Annotated in this window: 11 protein-coding genes and 1 pseudogene; 10 read left to right on the forward strand and 2 right to left on the reverse strand. The window is 64.7% G+C overall.

Annotation, left to right across the window (positions count from 1 at the left end):
• Window positions 1-104: 104 nt before the first annotated feature.
• Window positions 105-527 carry a hypothetical protein gene (locus AC1MB9_RS07145; protein WP_479964332.1) on the reverse strand — a complete coding sequence of 141 codons (423 nt, stop codon included), beginning with the start codon at window positions 525-527 and terminating at the stop codon, window positions 105-107.
• Window positions 528-587: 60 nt separating this feature from the next.
• Between AC1MB9_RS07145 and AC1MB9_RS07150 the strand changes: the two genes are divergently transcribed.
• From AC1MB9_RS07150 to AC1MB9_RS07170, 5 genes and pseudogenes are all read left to right on the forward strand, one after another.
• Window positions 588-1,136, forward strand: coding sequence for a TetR/AcrR family transcriptional regulator (locus AC1MB9_RS07150; protein WP_479964333.1), 549 nt, complete (start codon window positions 588-590; stop codon window positions 1,134-1,136).
• Window positions 1,137-1,735: 599 nt separating this feature from the next.
• Window positions 1,736-1,882, forward strand: a complete 147-nt coding sequence (locus AC1MB9_RS07155) for a hypothetical protein (RefSeq protein WP_479964334.1) — start codon at window positions 1,736-1,738, stop codon at window positions 1,880-1,882.
• Window positions 1,883-2,053: 171 nt separating this feature from the next.
• Complete coding sequence (locus tag AC1MB9_RS07160) at window positions 2,054-3,298, forward strand: IS256 family transposase (RefSeq protein WP_479963004.1); 1,245 nt, start codon at window positions 2,054-2,056, stop codon at window positions 3,296-3,298.
• Between the two features lie 796 nt (window positions 3,299-4,094).
• Window positions 4,095-5,495: an alpha/beta fold hydrolase gene (locus tag AC1MB9_RS07165; RefSeq protein ID WP_479964335.1), complete on the forward strand. Its 1,401-nt coding sequence runs from the start codon at window positions 4,095-4,097 to the stop codon at window positions 5,493-5,495.
• Window positions 5,496-6,374: 879 nt separating this feature from the next.
• Window positions 6,375-6,560 (forward strand): annotated as a pseudogene (locus AC1MB9_RS07170) (IS256 family transposase); the annotation flags it as partial.
• Window positions 6,561-6,645: 85 nt separating this feature from the next.
• On the opposite strand, the gene AC1MB9_RS07175 reads toward AC1MB9_RS07170, so the two are convergent.
• The gene (locus AC1MB9_RS07175; RefSeq protein WP_479964336.1) at window positions 6,646-7,866 is read right to left on the reverse strand and encodes an ROK family protein; all 1,221 of its coding nucleotides are present in this window, start codon (window positions 7,864-7,866) and stop codon (window positions 6,646-6,648) included.
• A 130-nt stretch (window positions 7,867-7,996) separates the two neighbouring features.
• Between AC1MB9_RS07175 and AC1MB9_RS07180 the strand changes: the two genes are divergently transcribed.
• The 5 genes from AC1MB9_RS07180 (at window position 7,997) to AC1MB9_RS07200 (ending at window position 13,959) form a co-directional block, all read left to right on the forward strand.
• Entirely contained in the window at window positions 7,997-9,262 is a 1,266-nt protein-coding gene (locus AC1MB9_RS07180) for an ABC transporter substrate-binding protein (protein WP_479964337.1), read from the forward strand.
• 33 nt (window positions 9,263-9,295) lie between these two features.
• The gene (locus tag AC1MB9_RS07185; RefSeq protein WP_479964338.1) at window positions 9,296-10,222 is read left to right on the forward strand and encodes a carbohydrate ABC transporter permease; all 927 of its coding nucleotides are present in this window, start codon (window positions 9,296-9,298) and stop codon (window positions 10,220-10,222) included.
• A complete protein-coding gene (locus AC1MB9_RS07190) occupies window positions 10,222-11,151 on the forward strand; it encodes a carbohydrate ABC transporter permease (protein ID WP_479964339.1) in 930 nt (309 codons plus the stop codon). The genes AC1MB9_RS07185 and AC1MB9_RS07190 overlap by 1 nt, the downstream gene beginning before the upstream one ends.
• Window positions 11,152-11,207: 56 nt before the next feature.
• A complete protein-coding gene (locus AC1MB9_RS07195; RefSeq protein WP_479964340.1) occupies window positions 11,208-12,914 on the forward strand; it encodes a glycoside hydrolase family 13 protein in 1,707 nt (568 codons plus the stop codon).
• A gap of 85 nt (window positions 12,915-12,999) precedes the next feature.
• A complete protein-coding gene (locus tag AC1MB9_RS07200) occupies window positions 13,000-13,959 on the forward strand; it encodes a glycosyl hydrolase family 32 (protein WP_479964341.1) in 960 nt (319 codons plus the stop codon).
• Window positions 13,960-14,022: the final 63 nt, after the last annotated feature.

Consider the following 14,022-nt stretch of genomic DNA (forward strand, 5'->3'; position numbering starts at 1 on the left):
GCAAAACCACCCGGCGGCCGAGTGCGCTGATGCCGTGTCACTTGGGAACCCTCTGCGGAGCGCAAGTAGTCGCAAGACTGCACAGACTCGGCCAGTTCCCCGCATCACGCCGCGCCCGCGACAGTAGCTCCGATGCACACGCCGAGGCACGTGAAATAGACCAGGCCAGAGAACAACGCGTGGAAGGTGACGCGTGGAGGCATCCGGCCTCGGAAGGTGTCGCCAACGGCGCCCACATACCCCTTCCAGAACGTCGTCACGCCGTGCAAGCCCCGCGATCGCCCGAGTAGCATCGCGTCGCCGAAGCCATTTCCCACCGTGATTACCACGAACGCGAGCCACGCCCACACCACGTTGCCGGTCAGCAGGAAGGCCGCCCACAGTGCGAGTCCGAGGACTCCTGCCGCGGCATGGGTCACGACGGTCGGTGCGCGCGTGCGCCCGCCGCGCCACCAGCTCACGAAGAGCGAGACTCCCACAGCCGCTTGTATCAGCCACGCGGCGAGGACCACATATTCCATCACCATGGAGACATTTTACTACGTTCATAGTGCACTGTCACTACGTCAGTAGTGTAAATTCTTAGTGTGATCACCAGGAGAGAACGCGCCCTTCGCGCAGCGGTTGACGAAGTCGGCGACCACGGTATCCGAGCCCTCACACACGCCCGCGTCGACGCCCGCGCCGGGCTCCCCAAGGGATCGACGTCGAACTGGTTTCGCACTCGCGCCGCACTCCTCGCCGGGCTGGTCGAGCACATCGCCGACGCCGAGCGGGCGGATGCGCCGATCGCGCCGACCGGGGACACGACGACTGAGCGGGACGTCGTCGACCTCGTCTGCTCGCTGATTGAGACCGCTTCCGGTGCTCAAGCAGCTCGCACTCGAGTGCGCCTCGCGCTCTCCCTTGAGGCTGCGCACGACGCAGATATCCTCGCGCCACTGCTGCGCCAGCGCGCCGTCATGGTCGAGTGGACAGCGGCGCTTCTTCGGCAAGCCGGTGCCCAGGATGCCGACGAGGCGGCGCGAACACTGCTAGCGTGCGGCAACGGGCTCCTGTTCCACAGACTGACCGTCGATCCGGACGCCGAGATCCGTCCGGCAGTCGCGCGCTGCGTTCGCGCTTGTCTTGACTGAGAAGCCGCGTCATCCATCCATCGTCCCCGGAGCGGCGCCTGGCGGGCCCGGGAACACTCGAACTCCAGAGCATCTCTGTTCCGTTCGCGCGTAACTGCACCCAAGACTCCGTGCGGCGCCAATGCCTGAGCGGACACGCTGCACGTGATCATCGAACGAACTCTGAGTTGTCCCACCCGCCAGACACTACCAAGTGGCGCGCCTGACGACGCGGGTTGAAAGTAGTCCGCTGGCACTGACACTTCCATCGTGCGGAGGAGCAGAATGTGCGTAATCGAGTTTTAACGTCGACCAGGAGGATAAATGAGCGACCTTGATGTGCGCGAATTATTTCTGCAGGCAATTACGGACAACGATCCGGTGGCCATGCGCGAGGGCCTCCAGCGCTTGTTCGGCCTCACAGGGGAGGGGCTCTCACCTGACGCTGAGTTTCGGCTTCGTGACGAAAGCTACGTGATAGAGATGCCTCAGTCTGGGGAGCGCATCCCTGGACGTGAGGCCATGCGGGCAATGCGGGCAACGCAGGAGGCTTTTCCTGTGCCCCCTCGATCACCCTGCGCCGAGTCGTGGGGTCAGGGAAAATCTGGATCGTCGAGGGGATGAATGACTATGCCGGGGACGTGTGGCACGTGGTGGTCATCCTGGAGTTCGGAGCGGACGGGTCGATCATCCGCGATACACGCTATTACACGCAAAAGTCGGAGGCACCCGGATGGCGGGCCGAATGGGTGGAGCCCATCGACTAGACGACTCTTCTCGGGGTTCTGTCAGTCGTGAGTTCTTACGGAACAGGAGACGGTCATGTCCCATTGAGTGGTGTGGTTTCCCCGCTTTGAGCGTTGCTTCGTCAACGCAAGGAGCCATCGTGCGATGGTCAGTGAGTACCGACTAAAGCAACTCACGAAGGACACCACACGATGGCTCTAGACCAGTCTGCCCTGCTCAACCTGCTGGGAGAACTCAAACTCACCGATGTCACCGACCGCATCCGCGTCGCGACCGAAACTCTGTATCAAGAACTCATCGATGCGGAAGCGAGCGCGTTCATCGGCGCCGCCCCGTTTGAACGCTCCGGCGACCGCACCACGTACCGCAACGGCACCCGGCCACGGACTTTGAGCACGACCGCCGGGGACCTTGATCTGAAGATCCCGAAGCTGCGCGCCGGGTCGTTCTTCCCCGCCCTGCTCGAGCGCCGCCGCCGCGTCGACCAAGCCCTGTTCGCCGTCGTGATGGAGGCCTATGTCCACGGCGTCTCGACCCGAAAGGTCGACGACCTCGTCAAGGCGCTCGGCGCTGATACCGGGATATCCAAGTCGGAAGTGTCCAGGATCTGCGCCGGCCTCGACACGGAAGTGGCCGAGTTCCGGGACCGGACGCTGGCCGCTCAGGACTTCCCGTACGTGTTCCTCGACGCCACGTACTGCAAAGCGCGCGTCGGGCACCGCATCGTGTCCCAGGCCGTCGTCGTCGCGATCGGCGTCGCCGCCGACGGACGGCGGGAAGTCCTGGGGTTCGACGTGGGCGACAGCGAGAACGAAGGCTTCTGGACCAGCTTCTTACGGTCGTTGAAGACCCGCGGTCTCGACGGGGTGAAGCTGGTCATGTCTGACGCCCACACCGGGCTGAAGAAGGCCATCGGCACGGTCTTCCAAGGCGCCGGCTGGCAGAGATGCCGAGTGCACTTCATGCGAAACGTCCTCGCCGTGGTCCCGAAAGGATCCCAGGAGATGGTCGCGTCGATCATCCGCACCATCTTCGCCCAGCCCGACCGCGAGCACATCGAGAAGCAATTCCGTGAGGTCACCACGATGCTCAGCCGGTCCCACCCGAAGGTCGCGGCGATGCTCACCGATGCCCAACCCGACCTGCTCGCTTTCGCCGCGTTCCCGCGGCGTCACTGGCGACAGATCTGGTCGACAAACCCGTTGGAACGGGTCAACAAGGAGATCAAACGCCGCACCGATGTCGTCGGCGTCTTCCCTAACTCCGCCGCCCTCCTCCGCCTCGCGGGCGCAGTCCTGATCGAGCAACACGACGAGTGGGAAGCCGGCGAACGACGCTACTTCTCCGAAGCCTCGATGCTCGAGCTGGCCACAATGAACAACCCAACCGAGGTCATCGACGAGGCGGTGATCCTCCCAGAACTCGCTGCCGCCTAAACTAAAACAACTGACCCGCACGGTGACGATGAATTACACCACCCGGCGGGACGTGACCCAGGAGACTCCTGGAGCTGCATGAGACTTTGGCGCTCTGCAGGGAGGCTCATCTTTCGTCCCCTTCTATCGCGGCCAGAAGTTAAGCTCCTGTCACAGGAGCGATCATGCCACCCGGCACCGACAGGACAACGCCCGATGTCCGTCAGCGGAACCCTCAGCGGGAGATGGTTCGCATCAGGGCATCCAGCGTGAGGAATGCGGTGTCGGACGTCTTGGGGATTGAACGAAATACTCGCGATCAATCTGCATCCACTCGTCCCCCGGTGAGATACCGGTCAATGTAGTTGGGGGAGGCAAGTTGAACGGGTTTAATCGCAGTGCGGTGACTGGTGCGTTGACCTGGAAAACGATCTTGGGAGCATCCTCGGGATAGTGATCGAGCGCCGCTCTCAAGAGGTCCGAAGAGATGTCTTTGTGGAGGCTATGGAGCGAATGTCTAACTGGTGCCTCGGCATCATGCGACGACGCGAGCGCCGCCCTGACGATTGAATCCGTTTTTTATGATCTGGTCCGCATCCTCGCCGAACGAATCTTCGACTCGTGTGAGGAGACTCCACCCGGGCGCCTACGCGCACTGTCGGAGTGGACGCCGCGGCGTCCCCGACATCAAGGTCCCGGTCCGATTAGGACCTATCGCTGCAGGCTTTCGGCGGGTACTGTCACAGCGACGGCACGTGTAACAAGTGCAGATCACTGTACTCGCGCGACGCTAGCGGCGCTTAGAATCGAGCCGATCGTGACCACCACCCCTACTCCGATTCCTCCCCCCACTTCCCCGGACAAGGGCCCGGATCCGGTCCCCGCGAGTTCGGTGTCGCGCGGCCACATCGGCTGGGTCGTGGCCAGCTCGTTGGCCGTCGGACTGCTCGCAGCTCTCCTCCTCGCTGCCGCCCCGTTCATCAGCCCGGAAGAGAACGACGTCACCGGCGCAGTTCTGTGCGGGTTCGCCCTGGGTTGGGCGACGTTGACGCTGCTCTCGATGCGGTTCACCAACCAACCCCAGCCATGGGCAGCAGTTCCTGCCGTGTTCATGGGAGTGGGTGGTCTGCTTCTCATTGGGTTCGGCGAGACGATCCGTGGGGTGCTGAACTGGCTATGGCCAGTCGCCCTCCTGGCGCTGGTGGCCTGGATGACCGTCCAAGCCCACCGTCAGCTGCGGAGCCGAAGCAGACACTGGCTGCTGTACCCGGTGTTCGCGGTGCTGCTGCTGGCAGCGGTCGGCGGCGGCTACCAGACCGTGCAGGAAGCAGTGGACGCCAACGCGTACCCGATGCCGGGTCAGCTGATCGACGTCGGCGGACACCGCCTTCATCTGCACTGTACCGGCGCCGGCAGTCCGACGGTCGTCCTCCAACCCGGAGCAGGTGACTTCTCCTCGGCCATGGCGAGGATAGCGCCAGCCGTCGCCAGCGAGACCCGGGTCTGCGTCTACGACCGCGCGGGTCGCGGTTGGAGCGAGCCCGCCGAGAGCCCCCAGGACGCCACCCAGATAGCGACCGATCTCCACACGTTGCTGCAACGCGGGAACGTGCCCGGGCCTTACGTGCTGGCCGGCCACTCCTTCGGCGGCCTCTACGTCCTCACCTACGTCGACCGTTACCCCGACGAGGTCGCCGGGATGGTGCTGGTCGACTCCACCAACCCGGCCACCGAGGCGGACCCAGGGAAAGCTGCGGCGTACGACGGCGGCTCCTATGACGCCGTCACGGACCGGGTTGCAGCTCTCGGCGCGGCGGCTTCCCGAGTCGGGTTGGTGCGCTTGATCGGGAGCTTTAGCTACGGCGACCTGCCCGCACAGTCGCGTGACGAGGTCCGCGCCGGCACCGCCACCGCCAACTACGCGTCCGGCTGGATCGACGAGTTCGTCCAGGCCAACGCCTCGGGGGCGGAAGCCGCCATGCTCACCGACTTGGGTGATAAGCCGTTGGTCGTCCTTACCGCCGGCGCCGAGACCGACGCCACCCACGACGCGGCGCAGACCAAGCTGGTCACGTTGTCGACCGAGAGCTCACACCGCGTCGTCGACGGCGCCAGCCACGCGGGCCTGATCTTTGACGAGCAGTACGCCAAGGTCACCACCCGTTCGGTTCTCGACGTCGTCGCCTCCGTGCGCAGCGCAGCCCCGCTGGCCCGGTGATTTCGCGCATGTACGCCGAAGCGCTGGCCGCCCTGGCTGTGCTCTCCGTGCCATGCCTTGATCTCACTTAGCCTCGATTCACCGGTCAGCGTGGCCAAGTAAAAGGCCGGACAAGACGAAGCGACCAAAGCCCGTCGATCGCGTAGCGACGTGCGATCCCGGCTGTGGCCCGTCCTCAAGCGCTTTCCGCAACGCGGTCCTGAAGTGCTTTGAGCGCAGAACTGTCCTGGAAACGCTCGTCGACCTGCCACACCATCGTCGGTCGACACTACGCTGAACGAGAGGCATCCATGCTCCGCACGCGTTCGAACCGCGTGATCAGAGATGCTCAGCGACGACGGACGCCTGATCCTGATCGAGGCAGACGAGTTGCCCACTCAGGTGCACGTGGCTCATGCGATGAGCGTCTGCGCCGGACGGAGGGCCGTGCGTCTACTGTGCGTCCCGTAAGCCGGACCGCTTGCGGGGCCGTTAGCGGGGAGAGGGACCGCCCATCGGACCCACTGCGAGTGACGGTGTGCTGCAGCTGGCGCAAAGCGGTCGTGCGTCGCAGTGCTTCTGCCAGGAGCCGGGTTGTGGTGGTGCCGGGTGTTCTGTCTTTTCGGTCGCGCAGGACCAACTCGGCTCGTGCCTCTTTTCCGGCCGTGATCCGCCGGATCACGACGCGGGTCCTCTTCAAGGGGGTGACTCCGAGCGAGGCGCTGTCGATGTGCGCGAGTGGTACGACCTTTGTGCCGGCTCGGAGTTCGGACGTGTCGAGGTTCACGGCCGGCTGTGGCCAGCGCCGATTGTGCACGAACGTTACCAGGGCGAGGATCGCCACGAGGATGAGGAGGAGGGCTCCGGCTATGGCGAACGGTGAGACGTCGAACATGCGCCCGCAAGGCCGTCCGCGCTCGAGGCCACTTCCCAACGAGCAGTCCGCCCTCAAATGCGTGTACCTCGCGGTCATGGAGCCTGGACCCCACCGGACAAGGCAGAGCCCGCTGGACCCAGACAAGGTACGGTGCCCTCAACGCGTTCGAGATCACCGTCAGCGGCCGACTCTCCGTCGGACGGAACTAACCAAGAAAAAAGCACCGAAATTCGCCAGCGCGATCGCGAATGGCCGGCCACTCCTCCTCCCCCGTGCTCACACCGCGACAATCATCTAGCTGGCGTCGCGACGCCAACGCAGTGCGCCAGTGCCGAGGCGAAGCACATCCGCTCGAGCCGCCTCGATCGCGGCCGATATCGCTCCGGTCGCGACTGAGCTTGCGCCGAGCGCGGAGAGCGTCAAATCGGGAGCGGGCAGGTCCAGCTCCGTCGGCAAGCGAGTGCGAGCCACGTCAAGTACCTCGGCGAGTCCGTCCGCTACCGCCCCCGCCACAATCACTCGCTCGGGATCGTAGAGGCTGCCGAACACGGCGGTGATGCGTGCCAACAAAGCGCCCGCTCGATCAACAAGGCTTCTCGACCACGCGTCACCCGACCGTGCCAATTCGAGGACAGCGCGACCGGTGAGCCGGTCGGCGGGCAGCCCGGCGAGGGGGTGATCTGACGGTATGTGCCCGGCTTCGGCTGCCTGCAATACCCAATCAGTGAGTTTCAGCCCTATGCCCGCGGCCGACTCGACCCCGAATACGTAGTCGAATGCCTTCATCTCGCCAACGCCTCCATGGGCACCCCTGAGCAGGTGCCCATCGACGACGACTCCGGCGCCTAAACGGTCGCCGGCTAGGAGAACCACGAAATTCCGCAGGCCGACGGCCGCGCCGACGGTGCCTTCGGCCACAGCGGCAAGGGAGGCGTCGTTCTCAATCCGTACGATCGGCACCCATTCCTCCAGCAGCTCGCGCAGGTCGGGATTCATCCTCCGCCAGAAGCCGTCGCGCTGCTTCGGCGAACTGCCGTGGGAGTTCACCGGCGCGGGCACTCCGATGCAGGCGGCGAGCACCTCTGCTCGGGAACGACCCGCCGCCCGCAGAATGGAGTCGATCGCTCCAAGCACAGCTGCGCGCCGTTCCGCCCCGCCTTGGTGCCCGGCGTCGAGCTCAATAGTCTGCTGCGCGAGCGGTTCACCGCGGAGGTCGGCCGCTGTCGTGGTGAGGTGCGAGTGGCCGGCATCCATGCCGATGACGACGGCCGCGTCGGAGCATAGCTCGAAGCGACGAGCAGGCCTGCCCTTGCTGTACTGTCCAACGGCTCGGGCGTTCGGCAATTCGCGCAGCAGGCCGACGTCGATGAGTTCATCGAGCGCGTCGATGGCTGTCGACCGGGTCAAGCCGGTCGACTCCATCGCATCGGTGCTGACGAAGGCGCCGGCGTTCCACGCGAAGTCGAGCATCGCGTGCACGCTGGCGCGTGACTCGGGAGCAACTGCGTTCAACATGGTCTGCGCACCTCTTGACTCTTGATTCTTCTTGTTGCATTATTGTCGCAGACCTGTTGATTTGCTATCTAAATCTAATAGTCAAACTAATCAGACGAATACCAATGACGGTTTTTGAAAGGACGATGACGTGCATGGACACACTCGCCGCACACCCCGGGTGCTGGCTGTCACCCTGGGGCTCCTGATGGTTGGCATGACGCTCACTGGCTGTACCGCCGGGAAAGCTCCCGAAACCGTGCGCTTCTACCTCACCAAACCCGAGGCCATTCCATACTTCCGTGATCTCATCACGGAGTACAACTCCACGCAGGACGACGTAGAAGTCGTCCTCGATTCGTCGTCGAATCTGCAGGCCAGCTTTCTGCGCGGCAACCCGCCCGACCTCGGACTGCTCAACTACAACATGGAGATGGCCCGCTTCATGGAACGCGGCGCGCTGAGCGATCTCTCCGACATGCCTGAGGCGGACCGGGTACTCCCAGAGGTGCAGGACCTCGTCGGCCAGTACGCCGCCTACCCGGGCCGCACCAGCGTGCTGCCGTATTCGGTGATGGCGGCATCCGTCATCTACAACAAGGCGATGTTCGACGAGCAGGGGCTCGACGTTCCCGAGACCTACGACGAGCTCATCGCCGTCTGCGAACAGCTGAAGGCCGCGGGCATCACCCCGTTCTACGGCACCTTCAAAGATCCGTGGACGGTCGCGCAGGGCTGGTTCGACTACACCGTCGGTGGCGAGGTCGACGTGGCGGCATTCTATGACCAGATGAACGAACTCGGCACCGAGGTCGGCCCCAATTCGCCGGTCTCGTTCGAGAAGACGATGGCCGAACCGGTCGACCGCATGAAGGTTCTCATTGACAGCTACGCGAACGCGGATGCCGCGAGCAAGGGATACGGCGACGGCAACCTAGCCTTCGCCCAGGGTAAAGCCGCCATGTACCTGCAGGGCCCGTGGGCACTCGGCGAGATCGCGAAGACCTCGCCCGACCTCGAGCTCGGCACTTTTCCGCTGCCCATGACCGACGATCCCGACGACCTCGAAGTACGGGTGAACATCGACCTCGCGGCCTGGATCCCGGAGGCCTCGAACAGCAAGGAGGGGGCGCGCGACTTTCTCACCTTCCTGTTTCAGCAGGACGTAATGGATGCCTACAACGCGGCCCAGCTCGGCTACGGCACCACAGCCGACTCGGCCCCGGTGACCGACCCGCGCATCGTCGGGATGAACGAGTACTACGCCAGTGCCGACTTCTACCAGGGCGCGTCGAAGGCCATTCCGCAGACCATTCCGGTCGACAACTACCTGCAGGGCCTCGCGCTCGGCAGCAGCGTGCAGAGCACCCTCGCAACCCTCGATGCCGACTGGGCGCGGCTCGCGCTCCGCCGCTAGGCGGGCCGACCAATGTCACGAAAGGAACAGTCCATGACAATGACGACTGCGCCTACGGCGCCGACTCAGACCGAAGCGACCGCGACCGCCCGCCGGCGCCCGAGGCGCAAGGTCGAGGGCATCTACTACGCCTTCCTGGTGCCGAGCCTCGTTCTCTTCACCCTCGCGATCACGGTGCCAGCCATCATCGGCATCTTCTTCAGCTTCACGAACTCGATCGGTTTCGGCGACTGGGAGTTCATCGGCCTGATCAACTACGTCGCCATGTTCTCCGACCCCGCGATCCTCTCGAGCTACCTCTTCACGTTCGGCTTCGCCACCGTCACGGTGGTGCTCGTGAACGTGATCGCGCTTTTGCTCGCGGTGGGGCTGACGGCCCAGATTAAGCTAAAGACCGCCCTTCGCACGGTGTTCGTGATTCCGATGGTCGTGTCAGGCATCATCATCGCGTTCGTCTTCAATTTTCTCTTCTCCAACTCGCTCCCCGGGTTCGGCCAGACGACCGGAATCGGCTGGCTGAGTGAGAGCATCCTCGCCAATCCCGACCTCGCCTGGGTCGGCATCGTGATCGTCACCGCGTGGCAGGCCATCCCAGGCACGCTGCTCATCTACATCGCGGGACTGCTCGCGGTGCCGGGCGAGGTCTACGAGGCGGCCGGCCTCGATGGGGCGAGCAAGCGGCAACAACTGCTGCGCATCACCCTGCCGCTCGTTGCGGGTTATGTCGTGATCAACGTACTGCTCGGCTTCAAGAACTTCCTCAACGCCTACGACGTGATCGTCGGCCTCACCGACGGCGGTCCGGGCACCGCCACCCGCAGCATCCCGATGACCATCGTCACGGGCTTCACCGGAGGCGACTACGCCTACCAGATGGCCAACGCAACAATGTTTTTCGTCATCGTCGTGGTCATCTCACTGATTCAACTCCGCATCTCGCGTGGAAGGAACGCAGTCTGATGTCAATGCAGCCCACCCTCGCAAACGAGGGCATCGAAGCCACCGTGACACGCCAGAGCGACACTGTCCGCCGGGCCAGCCGGCCCGCCCGCGCCGGACGCATCCGTCGCGACAGGTCGAGTTGGACCACAACACTCGTGCTGGTCCTGTGCGCCATCACCGTGATCGTTCCGCTCTACGTGACGATCTCGATGGCGTTCAAGACCCAGTCGCAGGCGGTCGACGGCAACGCTTTCTCGCTGCCGGCACCGTTCAGCATCGAGGGCTTCGTCACGGCCTGGAACCTAACGAATTTTCCGGCCGCCTTCACCGTCTCGGTGCTCATCACGGCCGGAACCGTCGTCGGAACCGTGCTGCTCGGCGCCCTCGCTTCGTTCGCGATCTCCCGCAACTGGGAGCGCAAGCTGTTCCGCTACTCGTTCTTATACCTGCTCGCGGCCATGTTCATCCCCTTCCCTGTGGTCGCGCTGCCGCAGATCCAGCTGACCGGGCTGCTCGGCCTCGATAACCCGCTCGGCGTGACGATTTTGCACATCATGTTTCAGCTGAGCTTCAGCATCCTGCTTTTCACCGCGTTTCTGCGCTCGATTCCGAAGGAGCTCGAGGAGAGCGCCCGCATTGACGGCGCCTCCACCTGGCAGACCTTCTGGCGGCTGATTTTTCCCCTGCTGGCGCCGATGAGCGCCACGGTCGGCATCTTCGCCTTCCTCGCCTCCTGGAACGACTTCATGATGCCGTCGCTGATCACCTCCAACCCGGCGCTGCAGACCCTGCCGGTCGTGCAGAGCATCTTCCAGACCCAGTTCAGCAATAACTACAACGTGTCCTTCGCCTCGTACCTGATGGCAATGGCGCCCGCAATCATCGTCTTTCTGTTCACCCAGCGCTGGGTGATGGATGGCGTCACCCAAGGTGCGGTGAAGGGCTGACTCCCACAGACCTAACCCCGATCACCACCACCTCTACCCCAAGGAGAATCAACCCAGTGAGCATCGTCGACGTCACAAAAGCCCCCGACCAGAGCCCGGTGATCGAGCCAGCACCCTGGTGGCGCCAGGCAACGGTCTACCAGATCTACCCCCGCAGCTTCGCCGACGCAAACGGCGACGGTCTGGGCGACATCCCCGGCATCACCTCGAAGGCCGGGTACCTCCAAGGGCTGGGCATCGACGCGGTATGGCTGAGCCCGTTCTACCCCTCGGCGCTGGCCGACGGCGGATACGACGTCGCCGACTACCGTGACGTCGATCCGCGGCTCGGAACCCTGTCCGACTTCGATGCCATGCTCGACGCCCTGCACTCGCGCGGCATCCGGGTCGTGGTCGACATCGTACCCAATCACACCTCTGACCAGCACGCCTGGTTCCAGGAAGCGCTCGCCTCCGGTCGCGGGTCAGCCGCACGCGAACGCTACATATTCCGGGAAGGAAGCGGACCGGATGGCGCGCTTCCGCCCACCGACTGGGTCTCCGCTTTCGGCGGCTCGGCCTGGGAACCGGTCTCCAACGGCCAGTGGTACTTGCACAGCTTCGCCGTTGAGCAACCGGACCTCAACTGGGCCAGCCCCGAGGTGCGCGCCGACTTCGTGACCACGCTCCGTTTCTGGTCGGACCGCGGCGTGGACGGGTTCCGCATCGACGTGGCCCACATGCTCACCAAGGACCTCACCGACCCGCTCCCCTCGCAAGCGGAGCTGGACGCACTCCCCCGGGACGGCAGTCACCCGCTGGTCGATCGAGACGACGTGCATGAGGTCTACGCCGAGTGGCGCCAGGTCTTCAACTCTTACGACCCCGCGCGCACTGCAGTGGCTGAGGCCTGGGTGGACAAGGCGCGAGTGCCTCTCTACGCCAGCTCTGACAGCCTCGGCCAGGCCTTCAACTTCGACCTGCTCGAAGCCGACTTCGACGCGGGGCAGTTCGAGGCCGTGGTGCGGGACAACCTCACGCTCGCGGAAGCCTCAGGATCGTCAAGCACCTGGGTGCTCTCGAACCACGACGTCGTCCGGCACGCCACCCGCTACGGACTTCCCCAGCCGGCCCGAGACGAAGACGGGAATCCGACACGCAAACACGGCGTCGACTGGGTGCTCTCCGGCGGAGTCTCGCCGGCACTTGACCGGGCGGCCGGTGAGCGGCGCGCGAGGGCCGCGACCCTCTTCATGCTGGGCCTTCCGGGCTCGAGCTACCTCTACCAAGGCGAGGAGCTCGGCCTGCACGAGGTCGCCGAAATTCCGGCCGCCGAACGGCAGGACCCGACATTCTTCCGCAGCGAAGGCACCGATCTCGGCCGAGACGGATGCCGCGTCCCGCTGCCGTGGGAACCTGGAAGCGACGCGGGCTCAGCGTTCGGCTTCGGAACCGGAGGCACACACCTGCCACAGCCAGCGTGGTTCGCGGACTACGCGGTGGCGAGCCAGAGCGTCGATGCCAACTCATCCCTCGAGCTGTACCGGAGTGGCCTCGCATTGCGACGCACCCTGCAGACCGGGGAACATCTGGAGTGGATTCCCTCGGGCCGCGCCGACGTGCTTCGCTACCGGCGCCCCAACGGCTGGGAGGTCGTGACCAACTTCGGCACTGAGCCGTACCCGGTCGACCGCGACGACGTCCTGCTCGCCAGCCACACGCTGGAAGCAGGGACCCTCCCGGGCGAGGCCACCGTGTGGTTCGGCTTCAGCGGCATGGACTGATTCGATGAGCTACCGAGGCTGCCCGATGCAACGCTCATTCGTCAACAGCATCGCGTCCAGCGGTGTGAAAGGTTAGGCCGGTTCTATGTCGCTCCAACTGCCCGATAAGTGGATCTGGGACTCCTGGTATGTGCAGGTTGACGGCGTCACGCACGCCTTCTACCTGCACGCCAGCAAGGCCCTGGGCGATCCCGAACGCCGGCACCGGCATCCGATCGTGGGCCACGCCGTCAGCACCGACCTCACGAACTGGACCGTCGTGCAAGACGCCCTGATCATCTCGGATTCCCCCGCGTTCGACGACGGAACCACCTGGACCGGCTCGGTGGTGCGGGCCGACGACGGACTCTGGTGGATGTTTTACACCGGCACGTCCCGCGCCGAAGACACCCTCGTGCAACGGGTCGGTGCGGCAACCTCCCCCGACCTGCTCACCTGGGCCAAGGTGTCCACCGAGCCGCTCGTGGAGGCGGACCCGGCCTTCTACGAGACTCTCGACCCGTCGCTCTGGCACGACCAGGCCTGGCGCGACCCCTGGGTGTTCAGGTTTCCCGGCGAGAGCACCTGGCAGATGCTGATCACCGCCCGCGCCGCATCCGGCGACCCGCGGGTGCGCGGAGTACTCGGTCACGCCACCAGCGAAAACCTGCGCGACTGGACAGTGCAGTCGCCGCTCAGCCAACCAGGCCAGGGTTTCGGCCAGCTCGAGGTATTCCAGTTCGAGATCGTCGACGGCGTGCCGATCCTGCTGTTCTGCTGCGGCGTCGCCGAGCTATCACCGGAACGCCAGGGGGCCGGCGAACGGGGCGGGGTCTACAGCGTGCCTGTGGACGCCCGGCTCGAGCAGGTGGACTTCACCGGCTCGGTGCTGTTCGAGCGCACCGAGCTCTACGCCGCCCGGCTGCTGCGGGATACCGACGGTTGCTGGGTACTGCTCGGCTTCATCAATGTCGTCGATGGCGAGTTCGTCGGCACACTCAGCGACCCGATTCCGGTCACGGCCGATCCGGTGCGCGGGCTCGTGTCCGAGCGTCGCCACCGCTAGCACCCTGCGCTCGTCCTGAAAAGGCAGCGCAGTAACAACGTCCCTACGGCCGAACTGCGGAGC

The organism is Cryobacterium sp. AP27 (genome assembly GCF_056680495.1).